This window comes from Pseudomonas sp. MPB23 (assembly GCF_046605395.1).
Taxonomy (GTDB): Bacteria; Pseudomonadota; Gammaproteobacteria; order Pseudomonadales; family Pseudomonadaceae; genus Aquipseudomonas.
Window position 1 is genome coordinate 1339171 of record NZ_CP176771.1, and the last position, 23330, is coordinate 1362500.

The 23330-nt window shown below is 54.7% G+C and carries 16 protein-coding genes, 4 tRNA genes and 2 rRNA genes; all 22 read right to left on the reverse strand.

Annotated elements, in window-relative coordinates:
- Nucleotides 1-58 precede the first annotated feature (58 nt).
- Nucleotides 59-370: a 30S ribosomal protein S10 gene (gene rpsJ, locus ACLH0J_RS06140; RefSeq protein WP_003186070.1), complete on the reverse strand. Its 312-nt coding sequence runs from the start codon at nt 368-370 to the stop codon at nt 59-61.
- Between the two features lie 157 nt (nt 371-527).
- Nucleotides 528-1721 (reverse strand): elongation factor Tu, encoded by a 1194-nt coding sequence (tuf, locus tag ACLH0J_RS06145; protein WP_411391253.1) that lies wholly within the window; start codon nt 1719-1721, stop codon nt 528-530.
- 30 nt (nt 1722-1751) lie between these two features.
- Nucleotides 1752-3857: an elongation factor G gene (gene fusA / locus ACLH0J_RS06150; protein WP_411391254.1), complete on the reverse strand. Its 2106-nt coding sequence runs from the start codon at nt 3855-3857 to the stop codon at nt 1752-1754.
- Nucleotides 3858-3887: 30 nt separating this feature from the next.
- Nucleotides 3888-4358, reverse strand: a complete 471-nt coding sequence (gene rpsG / locus ACLH0J_RS06155) for a 30S ribosomal protein S7 (protein ID WP_002555493.1) — start codon at nt 4356-4358, stop codon at nt 3888-3890.
- Between the two features lie 118 nt (nt 4359-4476).
- A complete protein-coding gene (gene rpsL / locus ACLH0J_RS06160; RefSeq protein WP_002555494.1) occupies nt 4477-4848 on the reverse strand; it encodes a 30S ribosomal protein S12 in 372 nt (123 codons plus the stop codon).
- 217 nt (nt 4849-5065) lie between these two features.
- On the reverse strand, nt 5066-9265 hold the full coding sequence (gene rpoC / locus ACLH0J_RS06165; protein WP_017848799.1) for a DNA-directed RNA polymerase subunit beta': 4200 nt from the start codon (nt 9263-9265) through the stop codon (nt 5066-5068).
- Nucleotides 9266-9329: 64 nt separating this feature from the next.
- Nucleotides 9330-13403 (reverse strand): DNA-directed RNA polymerase subunit beta, encoded by a 4074-nt coding sequence (gene rpoB, locus ACLH0J_RS06170; RefSeq protein WP_017848798.1) that lies wholly within the window; start codon nt 13401-13403, stop codon nt 9330-9332.
- Between the two features lie 219 nt (nt 13404-13622).
- Nucleotides 13623-13988 carry a 50S ribosomal protein L7/L12 gene (rplL, locus tag ACLH0J_RS06175; RefSeq protein WP_010566858.1) on the reverse strand — a complete coding sequence of 122 codons (366 nt, stop codon included), beginning with the start codon at nt 13986-13988 and terminating at the stop codon, nt 13623-13625.
- 78 nt (nt 13989-14066) lie between these two features.
- Nucleotides 14067-14567 (reverse strand): 50S ribosomal protein L10, encoded by a 501-nt coding sequence (rplJ, locus tag ACLH0J_RS06180; protein WP_010174464.1) that lies wholly within the window; start codon nt 14565-14567, stop codon nt 14067-14069.
- Nucleotides 14568-14766: 199 nt separating this feature from the next.
- On the reverse strand, nt 14767-15462 hold the full coding sequence (gene rplA / locus ACLH0J_RS06185) for a 50S ribosomal protein L1 (protein ID WP_032884532.1): 696 nt from the start codon (nt 15460-15462) through the stop codon (nt 14767-14769).
- Entirely contained in the window at nt 15462-15893 is a 432-nt protein-coding gene (gene rplK / locus ACLH0J_RS06190; RefSeq protein ID WP_003176435.1) for a 50S ribosomal protein L11, read from the reverse strand. Before rplK ends, rplA begins: the two co-directional genes overlap by 1 nt.
- A 116-nt stretch (nt 15894-16009) precedes the next feature.
- The gene (nusG, locus tag ACLH0J_RS06195) at nt 16010-16543 is read right to left on the reverse strand and encodes a transcription termination/antitermination protein NusG (protein WP_003176436.1); all 534 of its coding nucleotides are present in this window, start codon (nt 16541-16543) and stop codon (nt 16010-16012) included.
- A gap of 9 nt (nt 16544-16552) precedes the next feature.
- The gene (secE, locus tag ACLH0J_RS06200; protein ID WP_003194658.1) at nt 16553-16921 is read right to left on the reverse strand and encodes a preprotein translocase subunit SecE; all 369 of its coding nucleotides are present in this window, start codon (nt 16919-16921) and stop codon (nt 16553-16555) included.
- 45 nt (nt 16922-16966) lie between these two features.
- A tRNA-Trp gene (locus ACLH0J_RS06205) sits at nt 16967-17042 on the reverse strand.
- 161 nt (nt 17043-17203) lie between these two features.
- Nucleotides 17204-17279: transfer RNA gene (locus ACLH0J_RS06210), tRNA-Thr, on the reverse strand.
- Nucleotides 17280-17305: 26 nt separating this feature from the next.
- A tRNA-Gly gene (locus ACLH0J_RS06215) sits at nt 17306-17379 on the reverse strand.
- A 24-nt stretch (nt 17380-17403) separates the two neighbouring features.
- Nucleotides 17404-17488 (reverse strand) — tRNA-Tyr (locus ACLH0J_RS06220).
- Nucleotides 17489-17630: 142 nt separating this feature from the next.
- Complete coding sequence (locus ACLH0J_RS06225) at nt 17631-18077, reverse strand: hypothetical protein (protein ID WP_411391255.1); 447 nt, start codon at nt 18075-18077, stop codon at nt 17631-17633.
- Between the two features lie 7 nt (nt 18078-18084).
- Nucleotides 18085-18834: a pantothenate kinase gene (locus ACLH0J_RS06230; protein ID WP_411391256.1), complete on the reverse strand. Its 750-nt coding sequence runs from the start codon at nt 18832-18834 to the stop codon at nt 18085-18087.
- A complete protein-coding gene (gene birA, locus ACLH0J_RS06235) occupies nt 18824-19783 on the reverse strand; it encodes a bifunctional biotin--[acetyl-CoA-carboxylase] ligase/biotin operon repressor BirA (protein WP_411391257.1) in 960 nt (319 codons plus the stop codon). The genes ACLH0J_RS06230 and birA overlap by 11 nt, the downstream gene beginning before the upstream one ends.
- Before the next feature lie 168 nt (nt 19784-19951).
- Nucleotides 19952-20067 (reverse strand): 5S ribosomal RNA (gene rrf, locus ACLH0J_RS06240).
- Between the two features lie 151 nt (nt 20068-20218).
- Nucleotides 20219-23110: ribosomal RNA gene (locus ACLH0J_RS06245) — 23S ribosomal RNA — on the reverse strand.
- Nucleotides 23111-23330: the final 220 nt, after the last annotated feature.

Consider the following 23330-nt stretch of genomic DNA (forward strand, 5'->3'; position numbering starts at 1 on the left):
GGGCTTTCACCCGCTATGGCCGCCCATTTCAGAGCGTTACACGACTAAGACCCAAGTCTTAGCCGAGGCTGATCTGTACTTCCACACCGGCCGCCAGATCAAGCTTCATAAGTGCATCAACGGTTTTATCCGTTGGCTGGACGATGTCCAGTACACGCTTATGAGTACGGATTTCGTACTGGTCACGCGCGTCTTTGTTGACGTGCGGGGAGACCAGAACGGTAAACCGTTCTTTACGGGTGGGCAGTGGAATTGGACCACGCACTTGAGCACCAGTACGTTTCGCGGTTTCCACGATTTCCTGGGTGGATTGGTCGATCAGGCGATGGTCAAAAGCCTTCAACCTGATACGGATTTGCTGATTTTGCATTGGATTTCAGACTCCGGCTGCTATTCCCAGCGAGCGCAATACGCCCGTTAAAAGGAGGCGCAATTCTATAGACGCCCCAGATAGGTGTCAACCCAATAAAAAAGCCCCCGCTGAGCGGGGGCTTTTTCAAAACCTCGAAGCTAACTCAAAAAAGAGCTTACTCGATGATTTTAGCTACAACACCAGCACCAACGGTACGGCCGCCTTCACGGATAGCGAAGCGCAGACCGTCTTCCATTGCGATGGTTTTGATCAGAGTGACAACCATTTTGATGTTGTCGCCCGGCATTACCATTTCAACGCCTTCCGGCAGTTCGCAGTTACCAGTCACGTCAGTAGTACGGAAGTAGAACTGTGGACGGTAGCCTTTGAAAAACGGAGTGTGACGACCGCCTTCTTCTTTGCTCAGCACGTACACTTCAGCTTCGAACTTGGTGTGCGGCTTAACCGAACCTGGCTTAACCAGAACCTGACCACGCTCAACGTCGTCACGCTTGGTACCACGCAGCAGAACGCCGCAGTTCTCGCCAGCACGACCTTCGTCGAGCAGCTTACGGAACATTTCAACACCGGTGCAGGTGGTGACGGTAGTGTCACGCAGACCAACGATTTCCAGTGGATCTTGAACCTTAACGATACCGCGCTCGATACGACCAGTAACAACAGTACCGCGACCGGAGATCGAGAACACGTCTTCGATTGGCATCAGGAACGGCTTGTCGATAACGCGAACCGGTTCTGGGATGTAGCTGTCCAGAGTCTCAACCAGTTTCTTAACGGACGTGGTGCCCATTTCGTTGTCGTCTTTGCCTTCCAGAGCCATACGAGCAGAACCGATGATGATCGGAGTGTCGTCGCCTGGGAAGTCGTAAGTGCTCAGCAGATCGCGCACTTCCATCTCAACCAGTTCCAGCAGCTCAGCGTCGTCTACCAGGTCAGCCTTGTTCAGGTAAACCACGATGTACGGAACGCCAACCTGACGGGACAGCAGGATGTGCTCACGGGTTTGTGGCATCGGACCATCAGCGGCCGAGCAAACCAGGATAGCGCCATCCATCTGGGCAGCACCGGTGATCATGTTCTTCACATAGTCAGCGTGACCCGGGCAGTCAACGTGAGCGTAGTGACGGATCGAAGAGTTGTACTCAACGTGCGCGGTGTTGATGGTGATACCACGAGCTTTTTCTTCTGGCGCGCTGTCGATTTTATCGAAATCAACGATTGCAGAACCGAATACTTCGGAGCAAACGCGAGTCAGAGCAGCAGTCAGAGTGGTTTTACCGTGGTCAACGTGACCGATGGTGCCAACGTTGACGTGCGGTAGGGAACGATCAAATTTTTCTTTAGCCACGACAATTAACTCCTTGCCTAAAGGACTGAATCAGCCTTGTTTTTTGGATACAGTTTCAGCGATGTGCGCCGGAGCTGTGTTGTATTTTTTGAATTCCATAGAGTAGCTTGCGCGACCCTGGGACATGGAGCGAACGTCGGTCGCATAACCGAACATCTCACCCAACGGAACCTCGGCGCGAATCACTTTGCCGGAAACCGTGTCTTCCATACCCAAGATCATGCCGCGACGACGGTTAAGGTCGCCCATGACATCACCCATATAGTCTTCAGGTGTAACAACTTCTACCGCCATGATTGGCTCAAGCAACTCACCACCGCCCTTCTGGGCCAGTTGCTTGGTTGCCATGGAAGCAGCCACCTTAAACGCCATCTCGTTGGAGTCGACGTCGTGGTAAGAACCGTCAAAAACGGTTGCTTTCAGGCCGATCAGCGGATAGCCGGCGACAACACCGTTCTTCATCTGCTCTTCGATACCCTTCTGGATAGCAGGGATGTATTCCTTAGGAACAACACCACCTACTACTTCGTTCACGAATTGCAGACCTTCCTGACCTTCGTCAGCAGGAGCAAAACGGATCCAGCAGTGACCGAACTGACCACGACCGCCGGACTGACGAACGAACTTGCCTTCGATTTCACAGTTCTTCGTGATGCGCTCACGATAGGAAACCTGAGGCTTACCGATGTTGGCTTCGACGTTGAACTCACGGCGCATCCGGTCAACCAGGATGTCCAGGTGCAACTCGCCCATGCCGGAGATGATCGTTTGACCAGTCTCTTCATCAGTCTTGACGCGGAAAGATGGATCTTCCTGGGCAAGTTTGCCCAGAGCGATACCCATTTTTTCCTGGTCATCCTTGGTCTTAGGCTCTACGGCAACCGAAATAACCGGCTCCGGGAAGTCCATGCGAACCAGGATGATTGGCTTAGCAGCGTCGCACAAAGTCTCACCAGTGGTGACGTCCTTCATGCCGATCAGGGCCGCGATGTCACCAGCGCGCACTTCCTTGATCTCTTCACGGGCGTTTGCGTGCATTTGCACCATACGACCCACGCGCTCTTTCTTACCCTTAACCGAGTTGACCACACCGTCACCGGAAGCCAACACGCCCGAGTAAACACGGACAAAAGTCAAGGTACCCACGAATGGGTCGGTTGCGATCTTGAACGCCAGAGCCGAGAACGGCTCGCTATCATCGGCGTGACGCTCCATCTCTTCTTCCTCGTTATCAGGGTTGGTACCCTTGATAGCAGGAATGTCGGTTGGAGCAGGCAGGTAGTCGATAACGGCGTCGAGAACCAGGGGAACACCCTTGTTCTTGAAGGAAGAACCACAAACAGCCAAGACGATTTCACCAGCGATAGTACGCTGACGCAGAGCGGCCTTGATTTCCACGTTGGTGAGCTCTTCACCTTCGAGGTACTTGTTCATCAGCTCTTCGCTGGCTTCGGCAGCAGCCTCAACCATGTTGTTGCGCCACTCGTCAGCCAGTTCCTGCAGTTCAGCAGGGATAGGCTTACGAACAGGAACCATACCTTTGTCGGCATCATTCCAGTAGACGGCTTCCATGGCGATCAGATCGATCTGGCCCTGGAAGTTATCTTCGGAACCGATTGCCAATTGAATTGGCACCGGAGTGTGACCCAGACGCTGCTTGATCTGGCCGATCACGCGCAGGAAGTTGGCACCAGCACGGTCCATCTTGTTTACGTAAACAAGACGTGGAACGCCGTATTTGTTGGCTTGACGCCATACGGTTTCCGACTGAGGCTCAACACCCGAGGTACCGCAGAACACAACGACAGCGCCGTCGAGTACGCGCAGGGAACGCTCAACTTCAATAGTGAAGTCTACGTGACCTGGGGTATCGATAACGTTGAAGCGGTGCTCGTCTTTGTACTGCTTCTCGGAACCTTTCCAGAAGGCGGTAATAGCAGCAGAAGTAATGGTAATACCACGCTCCTGCTCCTGAACCATCCAGTCTGTGGTCGCGGCGCCGTCATGCACCTCGCCCATCTTGTGACTTTTGCCGGTGTAAAAAAGGACGCGCTCGGTGGTCGTGGTTTTACCAGCATCCACGTGAGCAACGATACCAATGTTACGGTAGCGATTAATCGGTGTAGTACGAGCCATAAAGCCCTCGCAAATTGAGTGACGCTGGATTTAGAAGCGGTAGTGCGAGAAAGCCTTGTTAGCTTCAGCCATACGGTGCACGTCTTCACGCTTCTTAACAGCAGCGCCTTTACCTTCAGCAGCGTCCAACAGTTCGCCAGCCAAACGCAGAGCCATAGACTTCTCGCCACGCTTACGGGCGAAGTCTACCAACCAGCGCATTGCCAGGGCGTTACGACGGGACGGACGAACTTCAACCGGAACCTGGTAAGTAGCACCGCCTACACGGCGCGACTTCACTTCGACCAGCGGAGCGATGGCGTCGAGAGCTTTCTCGAAGATTTCCAGGGGGTCGCTGTTCTTGCGTTCTTTAACCTTTTCCAGCGCGCCATAAACGATACGCTCGGCAACGGCTTTCTTGCCGCTTTCCATCACGTGGTTCATGAACTTGGCCAGGATTTGGCTTCCGTATTTTGGATCGTCAAGCACTTCGCGCTTGGCTGCTACGCGTCTTCTTGGCATGGATAAGCCCTCAAACGGTCTTCAGGTTCGCTCGGAATCGGTGCCCTTTCGGGACGCCTCCGACCTTACTCTTATCGACTCAGAAAATAAGATGATTCAGTTTTACAAAAAGCCGCTACTACTTAGGCTTCTTGGTACCGTACTTCGAACGACCCTGGTTCCGACCTTTAACACCGGAAGTATCCAAGGAGCCGCGTACGGTGTGATAACGAACACCTGGCAAGTCTTTTACACGACCGCCGCGGATCAGTACCACGCTGTGCTCTTGCAGGTTGTGGCCTTCACCGCCGATGTACGAGGAAACCTCGAAACCGTTGGTCAGACGCACACGGCATACTTTACGCAGTGCCGAGTTAGGTTTTTTCGGCGTAGTGGTATACACGCGAGTGCATACGCCACGACGTTGCGGGCAGTTCTGCAGCGCAGGCACGTCGGATTTCTCGACGATACGCTTACGCGGCTGACGTACCAGCTGGTTGATAGTTGCCATCTACTAGCTCCACTGTTGTCTTGCGACGCTATTGTCTTGCAAGAAAAGCAAAATGGCAGGAACGAATTCCCGCCAAATTTAGGGGTACAAGAGTCTAAAGAGGATCTTGCCCCCAGTCAAGGCAAGGCCCCGACATCCCCTCTCAACGAACCGGGGCAAAACTGCCTCGATCCGACGAATGGGGGCTGCCAGGGCCCAGACTTATTTATCGCAGAACTCAGTTACCGCTTGAGTTCAGCGCTTCGGTCAGTGCAGCTTCCACTTCACTGGCGCTTACGCGCAACGGTTTGTCAGCATCACGGCGGCGCTTGCGCTCGCTGTGGTAAGCCAAACCGGTACCGGCTGGGATCAGACGACCCACAACCACGTTTTCTTTCAGGCCGCGCAGATAATCGCGCTTACCGGTTACCGCTGCTTCGGTCAGTACGCGAGTGGTCTCCTGGAAGGAGGCCGCCGAGATGAACGACTCAGTGGACAACGACGCCTTGGTGATACCCAGCAGTACACGAGTGAACTTGGAAACAAATTTCTCGTCGGCTGCCAGACGTTCGTTTTCTACCAGTACGTGAGTCAGTTCCATCTGGTCGCCCTTGATGAAACTAGAATCGCCGGATTCAGCGATTTCGACTTTACGCAGCATCTGACGCAGGATGGTCTCGATGTGCTTATCGTTGATCTTCACGCCTTGCAGACGGTAAACGTCCTGGATCTCGTTAACGATGTACTTGGCCAGCGCACTCACACCCAGCAGACGCAGGATGTCGTGTGGATCGCTCGGACCGTCGGAGATAACTTCGCCGCGGTTTACCTGTTCGCCTTCGAACACGTTCAGGTGACGCCACTTCGGAATCAGCTCTTCATACGGATCGCTACCGTCGTTCGGGGTAATGACCAGGCGGCGCTTGCCCTTGGTCTCTTTACCGAACGCGATGGTGCCGCTGACTTCAGCCAGGATCGAGGCTTCTTTCGGACGACGAGCTTCGAACAAGTCGGCAACACGCGGCAGACCACCGGTGATGTCACGTGTCTTCGAAGTCTCTTGCGGGATACGCGCGATAACGTCACCGATCGCGATCTTCGCACCATCCGCTACACCGACCAAGGCGTTGGCTGGCAGGAAGTACTGAGCGATTACGTCAGTGCCTGGCAGCAACAGGTCCTTGCCGTTGTCATCGACCATCTTCACGGCAGGACGAATGTCTTTACCGGCAGCTGGACGATCTTTCGCGTCGAGGACTTCAATGTTGGTCATACCGGTCAATTCGTCAGTCTGACGCTTGATCGTGATGCCTTCTTCCATGCCCACGTAGGTCACGGTACCTTTCATTTCGGTAACGATTGGGTGAGTGTGTGGATCCCACTTGGCCACGATTGCGCCAGCGTCGACCTTGTCACCTTCTTTAACCGAAATCACAGCACCATACGGCAGCTTGTAGCGCTCACGCTCACGACCGTAGTCATCAGCGATTGCGAGCTCACCGGAGCGGGACACCGCAACCAGGCAACCATCCACTCGTTCAACGTGCTTCAGGTTGTGCAGGCGGACGGTACCGCCATTCTTCACCTGAACACTGTCGGCTGCGGAGGTCCGGCTTGCCGCACCACCGATGTGGAATGTACGCATGGTCAGTTGGGTACCCGGCTCACCGATGGACTGGGCAGCGATAACGCCGACCGCTTCACCGATGTTCACCTGGTGACCACGAGCCAAGTCACGGCCATAGCACTTGGCGCAAATGCCGAAGCGGGTTTCGCAGCTGATCGGCGAACGAACGATCACTTCGTCGATGCTGTTGAGTTCGATGAACTCGACCCACTTCTCGTCAACCAGGGTGCCAGCAGGAACGATAATTTCCTCGGTACCTGGCTTGAATACGTCACGGGCAATAACACGGCCCAATACGCGCTCACCCAGCGGCTCTACAACGTCACCGCCTTCAATGTGCGGTGTCATCAGCAGACCGTGCTCGGTGCCGCAATCGATCTCGGTTACAACCAGATCTTGTGCAACGTCTACCAGACGACGAGTCAGGTAACCGGAGTTGGCGGTTTTCAACGCGGTATCCGCCAGACCTTTACGAGCACCGTGAGTAGAGATGAAGTACTGAAGTACGCTCAAACCTTCACGGAAGTTCGCAGTAATCGGCGTTTCGATGATGGAACCGTCCGGCTTGGCCATCAGGCCACGCATACCGGCGAGCTGACGGATCTGCGCAGCAGAACCCCGTGCGCCCGAGTCGGCCATCATGTACATCGAGTTGAAAGACTCTTGATCGACTTCTACGCCATGACGGTCGATAACCTTCTCTTTCGAGAGGTTAGCCATCATCGCCTTCGACACTTCGTCGTTGGCCTTGGACCAAAGGTCGATCACCTTGTTGTACTTCTCGCCCTGGGTTACAAGGCCGGAGGCGTACTGGCTTTCGATCTCTTTCACTTCATCGGTGGCAGCACTGATGATGCGGGCTTTTTCATCCGGGATAACGAAGTCGTTAACACCGATGGAAACGCCGGAAATGGTCGAATAGGCAAAACCGGTGTACATCAACTGGTCAGCGAAGATCACGGTCTCTTTCAGACCAACCACGCGGTAGCACTGGTTGATCAGCTTGGAGATCGCCTTTTTCTTCATCGGCAGGTTGACGACGTCGTAAGACAAACCTTTTGGCACAACCTGATACAACAGCGCACGGCCGACAGTGGTGTCGACGATACGGACATTGCTCACGCTGCCGCCGTCACGGTCGTTCACGGTTTCGTGAATCCGCACTTTGACCTTGGCGTGCAGTGCGGCTTCGCCGGCACGGAACACACGGTCAACTTCCTGCAGGTCAGCGAACACACGACCTTCGCCCTTGGCGTTGATCGCTTCACGGGTCATGTAGTACAGACCCAATACAACGTCCTGCGACGGAACGATGATTGGCTCACCGTTGGCTGGCGACAGGATGTTGTTGGTCGACATCATCAACGCACGCGCTTCCAACTGGGCTTCCAGTGTCAGCGGTACGTGCACGGCCATTTGGTCGCCGTCGAAGTCGGCGTTGTACGCAGCACAGACCAGAGGGTGTAGCTGGATAGCCTTACCTTCGATCAGTACCGGTTCAAACGCCTGGATACCCAGACGGTGAAGGGTCGGTGCACGGTTGAGGAGAACCGGGTGTTCGCGGATCACTTCAGCAAGAACGTCCCAAACCTCTGGCAGTTCGCGCTCGACCATTTTCTTGGCCGCTTTGATCGTGGTCGCGAGACCGCGCATTTCCAGCTTGCCGAAGATGAACGGCTTGAACAGCTCAAGGGCCATCTTCTTAGGCAGACCGCACTGGTGCAGACGCAGGGTCGGGCCTACGGTAATTACCGAACGACCGGAGTAGTCAACACGCTTACCGAGCAAGTTCTGACGGAAACGACCTTGCTTACCCTTGATCATGTCAGCCAAGGATTTCAGAGGACGCTTGTTCGAACCGGTGATAGCGCGGCCACGACGACCGTTGTCGAGCAGGGCATCGACGGCTTCTTGCAACATACGCTTTTCGTTGCGCACGATGATGTCCGGAGCGGACAGATCGAGCAGGCGCTTCAAGCGGTTGTTACGGTTGATCACGCGGCGGTACAGGTCGTTGAGGTCGGACGTCGCGAAACGACCACCGTCCAACGGTACCAGCGGACGCAGGTCTGGCGGCAGAACCGGCAGAACGGTCAGCACCATCCACTCTGGCAAGTTGCCGGAACCCTGGAAGGCTTCCATCAACTTCAGACGCTTGGACAGCTTCTTGATTTTGGTTTCGGAGTTGGTTTGCGGAATTTCTTCACGCAGACGGCCAATCTCGTGTTCCAGGTCGATAGCGTGCAGCAGTTCACGGACAGCTTCGGCACCCATGCGGGCATCGAAATCGTCGCCGAACTCTTCCAGCGCTTCGAAGTACTGTTCGTCGTTCAGCAGCTGACCTTTTTCAAGGGTGGTCATGCCTGGATCGATAACGACATAGCTCTCGAAGTAGAGAACGCGCTCGATATCACGCAGGGTCATGTCCATCAGCAAGCCGATACGGGACGGCAGCGATTTCAGGAACCAGATGTGAGCAACCGGCGAAGCCAGTTCGATGTGTGCCATGCGCTCACGACGAACCTTGGCCAGTGCAACTTCAACGCCGCACTTCTCGCAGATCACACCACGGTGCTTCAAGCGCTTGTACTTACCGCACAGGCACTCGTAATCCTTTACCGGGCCAAAGATCTTGGCGCAGAACAGGCCGTCACGCTCGGGTTTGAACGTACGGTAGTTGATGGTTTCCGGCTTTTTAACTTCACCGAACGACCACGAACGGATCATCTCAGGCGATGCCAGTCCAATACGGATGGCGTCGAACTCTTCGACTTGACCCTGGTTTTTCAGCAAATTCAGTAGGTCTTTCAAGGCCTTTCCTCCTGGCGGAGCAGAGAGCGGGCCAAATAGCCCCGCTCTCGATTCGCGTCACGTGTTATTCGGTTTCCAGATCGATATCGATGCCGAGGGAACGAATTTCTTTGATCAACACGTTGAAGGACTCGGGCATGCCCGGCTCCATACGGTGATCGCCGTCCACGATGTTTTTGTACATCTTGGTCCGACCGTTCACATCGTCCGACTTCACTGTGAGCATTTCTTGCAGAGTGTAAGCAGCACCGTATGCTTCCAGTGCCCAGACCTCCATCTCCCCGAAACGCTGACCACCGAACTGAGCCTTACCACCCAGCGGCTGCTGGGTAACCAGGCTGTACGAACCGGTAGAACGAGCGTGCATCTTGTCGTCTACCAAGTGGTTCAGCTTCAGCATGTACATGTAGCCAACAGTAACCGGGCGCTCGAACTTGTTGCCGGTGCGGCCGTCGAACAGCTGCATCTGGCCGCTTTCGGGCAGGTCTGCCAGTTTCAGCATGGCCTTGATTTCGCTTTCCTTGGCACCGTCGAACACCGGGGTAGCCATTGGAACGCCGCCGCGCAGGTTCTTCGCCAGATCCAGGATTTCCTGGTCGGAGAAGGTATCCAGCTCTTCTTTGCGGCCGCCGATCTCGTTGTAGATCTCGTGCAGGAACTTGCGCAGGTCAGCAACCTTGCGCTGCTCTTCGATCATACGGTTGATCTTCTCACCCAGACCTTTGGCCGCGAGGCCCAGGTGGGTTTCGAGGATCTGACCAACGTTCATACGCGAAGGTACGCCCAACGGGTTGAGGACGACGTCGACCGGGGTGCCATTGGCATCGTGCGGCATGTCTTCGACCGGCATGATCACGGAGACCACACCCTTGTTACCGTGACGACCAGCCATCTTGTCGCCCGGTTGGATGCGGCGACGGATTGCCAGGTAAACCTTGACGATTTTCAGCACGCCTGGAGCCAGGTCATCGCCCTGCTGCAGTTTGCGCTTCTTGTCTTCGAACTTGTCGTCCAGCAGACGGCGGCGATCGACGATGTAGGCCTGGGCCTTCTCGAGCTGCTCGTTCAGAGCGTCTTCAGCCATGCGCAGTTTGAACCACTGGCCGTGCTCAAGACCGTCGAGTACTTCGTCGGTGATGTCCTGACCTTTCTTCAGGCCCGCACCGCCTTCGGCCTTGTGGCCTACCAGAGCGGAACGCAGACGTTCGAAGGTCGCGCCTTCAACGATACGGAACTCTTCGTTCAGGTCCTTGCGGATCTCGTCGAGCTGGGTCTTCTCGATGGACAGTGCACGAGCATCACGCTCAACGCCGTCGCGGGTGAAGACCTGTACGTCGATGACAGTGCCTTTGGTACCGGTCGGTACGCGCAGGGAGGTGTCTTTAACGTCGCTGGCTTTTTCACCGAAGATGGCACGCAACAGCTTCTCTTCCGGAGTCAGTTGGGTCTCGCCTTTCGGAGTGACCTTACCGACCAGGATGTCGCCTGCACCAACTTCAGCACCTACGTAAACGATACCGGCTTCGTCCAGCTTGTTCAGTGCAGCTTCACCCACGTTCGGGATATCTGCAGTGATTTCCTCTGGCCCAAGCTTGGTATCACGCGCCACACAGGTCAGTTCCTGGATGTGGATCGTGGTGAAGCGGTCTTCTTGAACCACACGCTCGGACAGGCAGATGGAGTCTTCGAAGTTGAAGCCGTTCCACGCCATGAACGCGATACGCATGTTCTGGCCCAGCGCCAGTTCACCCATGTCGGTGGACGGGCCGTCAGCCATGATGTCGCTGCGCTGAACGCGATCACCCTTACGCACCAGCGGACGCTGGTTGATGCAGGTGTTCTGGTTCGAGCGGGTGTATTTGGTCAGGTTGTAGATGTCGACACCGGCTTCGCCAGTTTCAACTTCGTCATCAGCAACACGTACCACGATACGGCTGGCATCAACGGAGTCGATCACGCCGCCACGACGAGCCACGACGCAAACGCCGGAGTCACGGGCTACGTTACGCTCCATGCCGGTACCTACCAGCGGCTTGTCAGCACGCAGGGTCGGTACAGCTTGACGCTGCATGTTGGAACCCATCAACGCACGGTTGGCGTCATCGTGTTCCAGGAACGGGATCAGCGACGCCGCGACCGAAACTACCTGCTTCGGCGATACGTCCATCAAGGTGACGTCTTCCGGCGCCTTGACGGTGAACTCGTTCAAGTGACGAACAGCTACCAGCTCGTCGACCAAGACTTTCTTCTCGTTCATCGTGGCCGAAGCCTGAGCGATCACGTGATCGGCTTCTTCGATGGCGGACAGGAATACGATCTCGTCGGTGACCAGAGCGTCTTTCACCACACGGTACGGGCTCTCAAGGAAGCCGTACTGGTTGGTGCGCGCATAGGCGGCCAGGGAGTTGATCAGACCGATGTTCGGACCTTCCGGCGTTTCGATCGGGCAAACACGACCGTAGTGCGTCGGGTGTACGTCACGGACTTCGAAGCCAGCACGCTCACGAGTCAGACCGCCCGGGCCCAGTGCAGATACACGGCGCTTGTGGGTGATCTCGGAGAGCGGGTTGTTCTGGTCCATGAACTGCGAAAGCTGGCTGGAACCGAAGAACTCTTTCACCGCCGCAGCCACTGGCTTGGCGTTGATCAGGTCTTGCGGCATCAGGCCTTCGCTTTCAGCCATCGACAGACGCTCTTTGACCGCACGCTCAACACGTACCAGGCCAACGCGGAACTGGTTCTCGGCCATTTCGCCTACGCAGCGAACACGACGGTTACCCAGGTGGTCGATGTCATCGACGATGCCTTTGCCGTTACGGATGTCGACCAGAGTCTTCAGGACCGCAACGATATCTTCCTTGCACAGCACGCCCGAGCCTTCGATCTCGGTACGACCGATACGACGGTTGAACTTCATCCGGCCGACCGCAGACAGGTCATAGCGCTCAGGGCTGAAGAACAGGTTGTTGAACAGGGTTTCGGCAGCGTCTTTGGTCGGTGGCTCGCCAGGACGCATCATGCGATAGATCTCGACCAGCGCTTCCAATTGGTTGCTGGTGGAGTCGATCTTCAGGGTGTCGGAGACGAACGGACCGCAGTCGATATCGTTGGTGTACAAGGTCTCGATGCGAACAACCTGAGCCTTGGCGATTTTTGCCAGGATCTCGGTGTTCAGCTCGGTGTTGCACTCAGCCAGGATTTCGCCTGTGGCCGGGTGAACGATGACCTTGGCGGTAGTGCGGCCCAGGACGTAGTCCAGAGGCACTTCCAGCGACTTGATACCGGCTTTTTCGATCTGGTTGATGTGGCGCGCAGTGATACGGCGGCCGGCTTCAACGATGACCTTGCCATTTTCGTCCTGGATATCCAGGACAGCAATTTCACCACGCAGACGCGAAGCAATAAGCTCCAGGCTGAGGGTTTCATCCTTCAGGCTGAACACGTTGGTGGTGTAGAAAGCATCAAGCACTTGCTCAGTGGTATAGCCGAGCGCGCGCAACAGTACCGAGGCCGGCAGCTTGCGACGACGGTCGATACGCACGAACACGCAGTCTTTCGGGTCGAACTCGAAGTCCAACCACGAACCACGGTACGGAATGATCCGCGCGGAGTACAGGAGCTTGCCGGAGCTGTGCGTCTTGCCGCGGTCGTGGTCGAAGAACACGCCCGGGGAACGGTGCAGCTGGGAAACGATAACACGCTCGGTACCGTTGATAACGAAGGTACCGTTTTCAGTCATCAATGGGATTTCGCCCATGTAGACTTCTTGCTCTTTGATGTCCTTGATCGCTTTGTTCGACGATTCTTTGTCGAAAATGATCAGACGGACTTTTACCCGCAAAGGTACGGCGTACGTAACACCGCGCAACACGCATTCTTTGACATCAAATGCCGGTTCGCCCAGGCGATAACCGACGTACTCCAGCGCAGCATTGCCAGAGTAGCTGATGATCGGGAAAACGGATTTGAAGGCCGCATGCAGGCCCACGTCGCGGAACTGATCTTTGGTCGCTCCCGCCTGCAAGAATTCACGATACGAATCCAGCTGGATAGCCAGAAGGTACGGGACATCCATGACGTCCGGCAACTTGCTAAAGTCCTTGCGGATACGTTTTTTCTCAGTATATGAGTAAGCCATCAGCGTTCCCCAGCTTGGTCACCTGCTTGTTTGGCCCTCCCGACGGGAGCAGCCAGAAAATCTTGCAAACCCCTTGGTTTGCACCACCGCACCGGGTGGCTACAGCACGTTAATGGCGGCGACCGAGTCGGCAGCCAAGAACGGAAAAAGGCCGGTGGCAAGAGCCACCAGCCATCAGCCTTCAGCTTAACGCTTGGGCTGGAGACGCAAGGTCGATGCTTACTTCAGCTCGACTTTAGCGCCTGCTTCTTCCAGAACAGCTTTGGCTTTGTCAGCAGCGTCTTTCGACACAGCTTCCAGAACCTGGGCTGGAGCGCCGTCAACTACAGCCTTGGCTTCTTTCAGGCCCAGACCGGTCAGTTCACGAACTGCCTTGATCACGTTTACTTTCTTCTCGCCAGCTTCCAGCAGCATGACGTTGAATTCGGTTTGCTCTTCAGCAGCAACAGCAGCAACAGCTGGGCCAGCAGAAGCAGCGGCAGCAGAAACGCCGAATTTTTCTTCGAAAGCTTTGATCAGCTCAACAACCTGCAGAACCGACATTTCAGCTACGGCGTTGAGGATATCTTCTTGGGAGATAGACATTACTGTATTTCCTGAATTGGGGGACGGCCTACGCGGCCATCGAAATAAACAAAAATACGCGAGAGAAGATGCTCAGCCTTAGGCTGCGGCAGCTTCTTTTTGCTCGCGAACTGCAGCCAGAGTACGAGCCAGCTTGCTGGTGGCGCCTTGAATCACGCTCATCAACTGCGAAATAGCTTCGTTACGGGTCGGCAGTGTTGCCAGTACGTCGATTTGGTTAGCTGCGAGGAACTTGCCCTCGAACGCAGCTGCCTTGATCTCGAACTTATCCTGACTCTTGGCGAATTCTTTGAACAAACGGGCAGCAGCGCCTGGATGCTCTTTGGAGAACGCGATCAGAGTCGGGCCGGTGAACACGTCGTTGAGAACACTGTATTCAGTGTCAGCAACAGCGCGCTTGAGCAGGGTGTTACGTACAACACGTACGTATACGCCAGCTTCACGAGCCTCTTTACGGAGTCCGGTCATAGCGCCTACTGTCACACCACGGGCATCAGCCACGACAGCGGACAGAGCAGCTTTGGCAGCCTCGTTGACTTCAGCGACGATGGCCTTCTTGTCTTCGAGATTAATTGCCACGGGTTTAACTCCTGCTTGTTACCGTTTCATCTGGCCGAAGCCGGATGTCGTTTTGGTGTCTGATTCGGTAAGGAACCGGGAGCACCATCTGCGTAGGCTTGAGGTTTAAGACTTGCGTCGCCTACGGTCTTGGATAGCCCCCGCCAGGCAGGGACCCCAATTTTTTCAATTGGCGCGATCGCTCGCGCCAACTTGTGTCTTATACGTCCAGCGAGCCTTGGTCGATGACCAGACCTGGGCCCATAGTGGTGCTCAGGGTAACGCGCTTGACGTAGATGCCTTTCGAGGAAGCTGGTTTGATACGCTTCAGATCAGCGATCAGGGCTTCAACGTTTTCCTTCAGCTTGACGGCATCGAAGCCGACTTTGCCAACGGAAGTGTGAATGATGCCGTTTTTATCGGTGCGATAACGAACCTGACCAGCCTTGGCGTTTTTAACCGCGGTAGCGACGTCTGGAGTTACGGTGCCGACTTTTGGGTTAGGCATCAGGCCACGTGGACCAAGGATCTGACCCAACTGACCTACAACGCGCATTGCATCCGGGGAAGCAATAACCACGTCATAGTTCAGGTCGCCGCCTTTCATTTCGGCAGCTAGGTCGTCCATGCCAACGCGATCAGCGCCGGCGGCCAGAGCAGCTTCAGCTGCTGGACCTTGGGTGAAGACAGCAACACGTACAGTCTTGCCAGTACCATGTGGCAGCACAGTAGCGCTACGAACGACCTGGTCGGATTTACGCGGGTCAACACCCAGGTTCACAGCAACGTCAACCGACTCGCTGAACTTGACAGTCGACAGCTCGGTCAGCAGGGCAGCAGCGTCTACAAAGCTGTAGGCCTTGCCTGCTTCGATTTTGCCGGCGATAGCCTTTTGGCGCTTGGTCAGCTTAGCCATTACACACCCTCCACGTTAAGGCCCATGCTACGAGCAGAACCGGCGATGGTACGCACGGCTGCATCCATATCAGCTGCAGTCAGATCCGCGTTTTTGGTTTTCGCGATTTCTTCCAGCTGAGCACGAGTCACGGTGCCAACCTTAACGGTGTTAGGACGAGCGGAACCGCTAGTCAGACCAGCAGCTTTCTTCAACAGAACCGAAGCCGGGGTCGACTTGGTTTCGAAGGTGAAGCTACGGTCGCTGTATACAGTGATGATCACTGGAGTCGGCAAACCTGGCTCAAGACCCTGAGTACGGGCGTTGAAGGCCTTGCAGAATTCCATGATGTTCACGCCGTGCTGACCCAGAGCTGGACCGACGGGTGGGCTAGGGTTGGCCTGAGCGGCCTTCACTTGCAGCTTGATGTAAGCGGTAATCTTCTTGGCCATGAGGCACTCCAATTACGGGTTCGAACGCCTCGAAAGGCTCCCCGGTTACTTGCGCGTTTATCCCAGTGACGACAAAACCCCACAGCCTAAGCTGCGGGGTTGGGATGCTTGCTCAGCTAGACCTTTTCGACCTGACTGAACTCCAACTCTACCGGAGTAGAGCGTCCGAAAATGAGCACTGCCACTTGGATCCGACTCTTTTCGTAGTTAACTTCTTCGACGGTGCCGTTGAAATCAGCAAACGGACCATCGGTAACACGAACAACCTCACCTGGCTCGAACAACGTCTTCGGCTTAGGCTTGTCGCTACCGTCAGCAACACGACGCAGAATCGCTTCTGCTTCTTTGTCGGTGATCGGAGCAGGCTTATCGGCAGTACCGCCAATGAAGCCCATGACACGAGGGGTATCCTTGACCAAGTGCCAAGTACCTTCATTCATATCCATCTGAACCAGCACGTAGCCTGGGAAGAACTTGCGTTCACTCTTGCGCTTCTGCCCATTCCGCATTTCAACCACTTCTTCAGTGGGAACCAGAATTTCGCCGAAGCCATCTTCCATGCCTGCCAGCTTTACGCGCTCCAGCAAAGAGCGCATAACATGCTTCTCGTAACCCGAGTAAGCATGCACAACGTACCAACGCTTAGCCACGGGACACCCTTAGCCAACAATCAAGGAAACAAGCCAGCCGAGCAGGGAATCAAGCCCCCACAACAGCAACGCCATAACCAGAACAACAGCCACAACAATCAACGTGGTCTGCGTGGTTTCTTGGCGAGTCGGCCAAACGACTTTACGAATTTCGGTGCGAGCTTCCTTTACCAGAACCGCGAAAGACTTGCCTTTGGCAGTCTGCAGACCTACAAAGGCAGCTACAGCAGCGAGGGCGAGCAAAGCGAGTACGCGGTACAGGATCGGCGAAGCAGAATAGTACTGATTGCCAACAACGCCTACGACCACCAATGCGACTACAGCGAGCCACTTGACCAGATCGAAACGAGAGCTTTGAGCTTCAGCCTTAGGAGTCATCTATGAAGATCCTGTGAAAAGAAAGCCAGATACACCACGTGAATCTGGCAGGTCAGGAGGGAATCGAACCCCCAACCTACGGTTTTGGAGACCGTCGCTCTGCCAATTGAGCTACTGACCTAAAACAAAATCAGGCCGACCATTATGCAGACCTGAAAAAGACTTTACAACAGCCAACCCCTAGAGACTTGAAACCAACCGGCGAAAACGCCCGCCACAACAGAATCAAGCCGAGATAGCCGTTAAAACAAAGGCAGATATTTTCATATCTGCCTTGTTATATGGAGCTCTTGAGCGGATTTGAACCGCTGACCTCACCCTTACCAAGGGTGTGCTCTACCAACTGAGCTACAAGAGCAAAATACACTGCACAACCTGCAAACTTGGAGCGGGTAGCGGGAATCGAACCCGCATCATCAGCTTGGAAGGCTGAGGTTCTACCACTAAACTATACCCGCGGAGCTTGCAGCTCACGCTAAAAATGGTGGAGGGGGAAGGATTCGAACCTTCGAAGTCGTAGACGTCAGATTTACAGTCTGATCCCTTTGGCCGCTCGGGAACCCCTCCTAAGCGAGCCGGCATTCTACATCACGCCGACCTTCTGTCAAGCATTTTCTCATTAAAAATATGAGGTTAGCTGCGTTGACCTTCGTTTCACACTGTAGACCTTAAAGATCTTCACTGCGAAGCGGGCGCCATTCTATGCAAACTATTCGAGAGTTGCAATGCCTTCGCACAGCATTATTTTATGTTTTAACTCATTGAATTCCTTAGCAAGGTTTTCAAACGGCAGATCCTCAGCCAGGCGCCGACTCTCAGGAGCCACACGAAGCCAGTAACCGGACGCCTCAGGTGTGCTCAACAGTTGAACCTTGACCTTTATATCCAGGCTTGTGAGGCGCTGCTCAAGCGACTGTGCCTGGCGCTGGTCGGCAAATCCGCCGATGTATAAGCACGTATTCTGAGCCTCGGACGCTTTTGCTCGATCACGCCGGGAGACCGAATCCGAGGACTCGCTTAGCAGCCGAATATCCTGCTGAGGGCCACGATACAGACTCAGAGGCGTGACATCCTTGGCGCGCAACGGCGCCTCTTGCTGATGCCAAACGTAATAGAAGGCATTGAGAACGAGTAAAAGTAAAAACAGCCAACGCATAAACACCTCAGGACAATGGACACGCCATGGCCAGACCAACGAAAACCAGGTCCGGGACCAACCGCGCCTGCGGCACGCCATCCGAGACCAGATCAGCATCCCCTCCCGTGAGGAATACGGTGAAATCATCGCCCCAGAAGCTTCGGGCCAACTCGAGTTGGGTCAACACGAACCCCCTAAGCATCAGTGTACAACCACGCTCGACAGCCTCCGCGGTCGTGCGACCGGGGGAGAGCCGCTCCAGGGCACGCTCAGCCGCCGCGTCGTCATAGCGTATCTTGCGAGTATGCGTTCGCAACTGGTTGCGCATCAACGGCATGCCGGGGCAAATGAAGCCTCCCAAGTGCTGGCCGTCCGCCGCGATGAAATCGGCGGTGGCCGCGGTACCAAAATCGAGTACCAGGCACGCGCCCGAAGCCAGCTTGAAGCCACCCAGCATCGCCAACCAGCGATCAAGACCAAGACGCTCGAAGTCTTCGTAGCCATTGCGCACTCCAGCCATCTCACGCGCGGAGACAGCACAGGAGACGGTAACACCGAAAGCTCCACGCAAAGCCTCGACCAGCTTATTAGTCTCCTCTGAAGCCCGAACACTCACCAACCGGCAACGTGCCAACGACAGGCCTGGTAGCGCTGCCAGGCTTTCAATCAATGCGAGATCCGAACCCACAACACCTTCGGCGCAAGCTTTCGCCTGATCCGACTCAAGTACGCGCCACTTGATAAAGCTATTCCCACAGTCGAGCTCAAGAATCATCACGCAACCTCAGGCTTAGCTCACCACCGCTATATATTTTTTCAACACCATCGACGCTCAAACGCAACGCACCCTGGCGGTCGACACCCAGAACCACCCCGTCAACCTGATTGACTCCAGCAATGAGGGACACCGCCCTGCCCTGCCATAAGTGATTCTGCTCCCACTCCTCCTGAAGCGCCGCAAAGCCGGAGGCAGCGTGTCGCTCCAAGTAACGTTGCAACTGCAGCCCCAGGCGCGCCACCACTAGATTACGATCTACGGGAGAGCCCGTTTCAAGCTGCACTGACGTCCACTGCTGATCGATTGCCGCGACTTTCTGCATATTTACGTTGATGCCGATCCCGAGCACAACGTGACAGATATCAGCAGGATCGCCGACCAACTCCAGCAGGATACCGGCAATTTTTTTCTGTCCCACCAGGACGTCATTTGGCCATTTCAAGGCAGCCCCCTGCACACCCGACTCGCGTAAGGCCTGCATGACCGCAAGCCCCACAACCAGACTCAGCCCCTCTAGCTGCCGCAGACCACCCTCGATGCGCAGCACGAGACTGTAATACACATTCTGAGCGAACGGACTGACCCACTTGCGCCCCCGTCGACCTCTCCCGGCGCTCTGTTGCTCGGCGAGCACGAGGAATGGTGCCGCCCCCCCCGCATCGACAAGGCGCAAAGCTTCAGCATTGGTGGAGTCAATGGAATCAGATATGTGAACAGGCCATGCCAGAGAAGGCGCCTTCAGCGCAATGTCTTCAGCATTTAAGAACACCAGCGGCGATGCCAACTGGTACCCCCTGCCACGCACTTTGTGGATGGGCAGGTTTAACTCAGCCTCAAGGTGCTGAAGCTGCTTCCATACAGCACTGCGACTGACGCCCAGGGCGGCGCCTAGCGCTTCCCCAGAGTGGAATCGACCATCTTTCAGAAGTTTTAACAACGTCAGCATGCAAGCATCGCCTCACAATGAGGCACGCATGATAGCCATGCGAAGGGTCATTGCATAGAAAGGCCGGGCCTTAGCACTGAAGGCCGCCGCGATGAGCCTCTTCGTACTTTCCGAACGCCCAAAACAAAACCCCTGTCTGCGTAAGCAAACAGGGGTTTCGGAATTTAATCTTGACAATGACCTACTCTCACATGGGGAAACCCCACACTACCATCGGCGATGCATCGTTTCACTACTGAGTTCGGGATGGGATCAGGTGGTTCCAATGCTCTATGGTCGTCAAGAAATTCGGGTACTGACTCGTGACCTGATGGCCTCGCTTCAGCAAATTGGGTACGTGATAGCAATCGGTGTTTTGTGAGATTCGAACTTTCGGTTCATTTCGTCTTCACACACCGCAATCTGGCCTTTCGACGCAAATTGCTTGGGTGTTATATGGTCAAGCCTCACGGGCAATTAGTATTGGTTAGCTCAACGCCTCACAGCGCTTACACACCCAACCTATCAACGTCGTAGTCTTCGACGGCCCTTCAGGGGACTCAAGGTCCCAGTGAGATCTCATCTTGAGGCTAGTTTCCCGCTTAGATGCTTTCAGCGGTTATCTATTCCGAACATAGCTACCCGGCAATGCCACTGGCGTGACAACCGGAACACCAGAGGTTCGTCCACTCCGGTCCTCTCGTACTAGGAGCAGCCCCTCTCAAATCTCAAACGTCCACGGCAGATAGGGACCGAACTGTCTCACGACGTTCTAAACCCAGCTCGCGTACCACTTTAAATGGCGAACAGCCATACCCTTGGGACCGGCTTCAGCCCCAGGATGTGATGAGCCGACATCGAGGTGCCAAACACCGCCGTCGATATGAACTCTTGGGCGGTATCAGCCTGTTATCCCCGGAGTACCTTTTATCCGTTGAGCGATGGCCCTTCCATACAGAACCACCGGATCACTAAGACCTACTTTCGTACCTGCTCGACGTGTCTGTCTCGCAGTCAAGCGCGCTTTTGCCTTTATACTCTACGACCGATTTCCGACCGGTCTGAGCGCACCTTCGTACTCCTCCGTTACTCTTTAGGAGGAGACCGCCCCAGTCAAACTACCCACCATACACTGTCCTCGATCCGGATAACGGACCTGAGTTAGAACCTCAAAGTTGCCAGGGTGGTATTTCAAGGTTGGCTCCACGCGAACTGGCGTCCACGCTTCAAAGCCTCCCACCTATCCTACACAAGCAAATTCAAAGTCCAGTGCAAAGCTATAGTAAAGGTTCACGGGGTCTTTCCGTCTAGCCGCGGATACACTGCATCTTCACAGCGATTTCAATTTCACTGAGTCTCGGGTGGAGACAGCGCCGCCATCGTTACGCCATTCGTGCAGGTCGGAACTTACCCGACAAGGAATTTCGCTACCTTAGGACCGTTATAGTTACGGCCGCCGTTTACCGGGGCTTCGATCAAGAGCTTCGCGTTAGCTAACCCCATCAATTAACCTTCCGGCACCGGGCAGGCGTCACACCCTATACGTCCACTTTCGTGTTTGCAGAGTGCTGTGTTTTTAATAAACAGTCGCAGCGGCCTGGTATCTTCGACCGGCATGGGCTTACGGAGCAAGTCCTTCACCCTCACCGGCGCACCTTCTCCCGAAGTTACGGTGCCATTTTGCCTAGTTCCTTCACCCGAGTTCTCTCAAGCGCCTTGGTATTCTCTACCCAACCACCTGTGTCGGTTTGGGGTACGGTTCCTGGTTACCTGAAGCTTAGAAGCTTTTCTTGGAAGCATGGCATCAACCACTTCGTCATCTAAAAGATAACTCGTCATCAGCTCTCGGCCTTAAGATCCCGGATTTACCTAAGATCTCAGCCTACCACCTTAAACTTGGACAACCAACGCCAAGCTGGCCTAGCCTTCTCCGTCCCTCCATCGCAATAACCAGAAGTACAGGAATATTAACCTGTTTTCCATCGACTACGCTTTTCAGCCTCGCCTTAGGGACCGACTAACCCTGCGTCGATTAACGTTGCGCAGGAAACCTTGGTCTTTCGGCGTGGGTGTTTTTCACACCCATTATCGTTACTCATGTCAGCATTCGCACTTCTGATACCTCCAGCAAGCTTCTCAACTCACCTTCACAGGCTTACAGAACGCTCCTCTACCGCATCACCTAAGTGATACCCGTAGCTTCGGTGTATGGTTTGAGCCCCGTTACATCTTCCGCGCAGGCCGACTCGACTAGTGAGCTATTACGCTTTCTTTAAAGGGTGGCTGCTTCTAAGCCAACCTCCTAGCTGTCTAAGCCTTCCCACATCGTTTCCCACTTAACCATAACTTTGGGACCTTAGCTGACGGTCTGGGTTGTTTCCCTTTTCACGACGGACGTTAGCACCCGCCGTGTGTCTCCCATGCTCGGCACTTGTAGGTATTCGGAGTTTGCATCGGTTTGGTAAGTCGGGATGACCCCCTAGCCGAAACAGTGCTCTACCCCCTACAGTGATACATGAGGCGCTACCTAAATAGCTTTCGAGGAGAACCAGCTATCTCCGAGCTTGATTAGCCTTTCACTCCGATCCACAGGTCATCCGCTAACTTTTCAACGGTAGTCGGTTCGGTCCTCCAGTTAGTGTTACCCAACCTTCAACCTGCCCATGGATAGATCGCCCGGTTTCGGGTCTATTCCCAGCGACTAGACGCCCTATTAAGACTCGCTTTCGCTACGCCTCCCCTATTCGGTTAAGCTCGCCACTGAAAATAAGTCGCTGACCCATTATACAAAAGGTACGCAGTCACAGAACAAAGTCTGCTCCCACTGCTTGTACGCATACGGTTTCAGGATCTATTTCACTCCCCTCTCCGGGGTTCTTTTCGCCTTTCCCTCACGGTACTAGTTCACTATCGGTCAGTCAGTAGTATTTAGCCTTGGAGGATGGTCCCCCCATATTCAGACAAAGTTTCTCGTGCTCCGTCCTACTCGATTTCATGACTAAGAGATTTTCGCGTACAGGGCTATCACCCACTATGGCCGCACTTTCCAGAGCGTTCCGCTAATCTCAAAGCCAGTTAAGGGCTAGTCCCCGTTCGCTCGCCACTACTAAGGGAATCTCGGTTGATTTCTTTTCCTCAGGGTACTTAGATGTTTCAGTTCCCCTGGTTCGCCCCTTACACCTATGTATTCAGTGTAAGGTAACCATCTTATGATGGCTGGGTTCCCCCATTCAGACATCTCCGGATCAAAGTCTGTTTGCCGACTCCCCGAAGCTTTTCGCAGGCTACCACGTCTTTCATCGCCTCTGACTGCCAAGGCATCCACCGTATGCGCTTCTTCACTTGACCATATAACCCCAAGCAATCTGGTTATACTGTGAAGACGACATTCGCCGAAAATTCGATACTCTCAATTAAGAGAACTCACAAATTTTACCTTAGCCTGATCCGTTACCAGTGAAAGTAACGTTCAGTCTATCTTTCTATCACATACCCAAATTTTTAAAGAACGATCTAATCAAAGACTAGAAATCAACATTCACCATCATCACGATGGAATGCTCATTTC

Excerpts from the sequence above, each read along its gene's own strand:
- rpsJ (WP_003186070.1), bottom strand. The coding sequence starts at position 370 with ATGCAAAATCAGCAAATCCGTATCAGGTTGAAGGCTTTTGACCATCGC.
- fusA (WP_411391254.1), bottom strand. The coding sequence starts at position 3,857 with ATGGCTCGTACTACACCGATTAATCGCTACCGTAACATTGGTATCGTT.
- rpsG (WP_002555493.1), bottom strand. The coding sequence starts at position 4,358 with ATGCCAAGAAGACGCGTAGCAGCCAAGCGCGAAGTGCTTGACGATCCA.
- rpsL (WP_002555494.1), bottom strand. The coding sequence starts at position 4,848 with ATGGCAACTATCAACCAGCTGGTACGTCAGCCGCGTAAGCGTATCGTC.
- rpoB (WP_017848798.1), bottom strand. The coding sequence starts at position 13,403 with ATGGCTTACTCATATACTGAGAAAAAACGTATCCGCAAGGACTTTAGC.
- rplL (WP_010566858.1), bottom strand. The coding sequence starts at position 13,988 with ATGTCTATCTCCCAAGAAGATATCCTCAACGCCGTAGCTGAAATGTCG.
- rplA (WP_032884532.1), bottom strand. The coding sequence starts at position 15,462 with ATGGCTAAGCTGACCAAGCGCCAAAAGGCTATCGCCGGCAAAATCGAA.
- rplK (WP_003176435.1), bottom strand. The coding sequence starts at position 15,893 with ATGGCCAAGAAGATTACCGCTTACATCAAGCTGCAAGTGAAGGCCGCT.
- secE (WP_003194658.1), bottom strand. The coding sequence starts at position 16,921 with ATGACTCCTAAGGCTGAAGCTCAAAGCTCTCGTTTCGATCTGGTCAAG.
- ACLH0J_RS06225 (WP_411391255.1), bottom strand. The coding sequence starts at position 18,077 with ATGCGTTGGCTGTTTTTACTTTTACTCGTTCTCAATGCCTTCTATTAC.
- ACLH0J_RS06230 (WP_411391256.1), bottom strand. The coding sequence starts at position 18,834 with ATGATTCTTGAGCTCGACTGTGGGAATAGCTTTATCAAGTGGCGCGTA.
- birA (WP_411391257.1), bottom strand. The coding sequence starts at position 19,783 with ATGCTGACGTTGTTAAAACTTCTGAAAGATGGTCGATTCCACTCTGGG.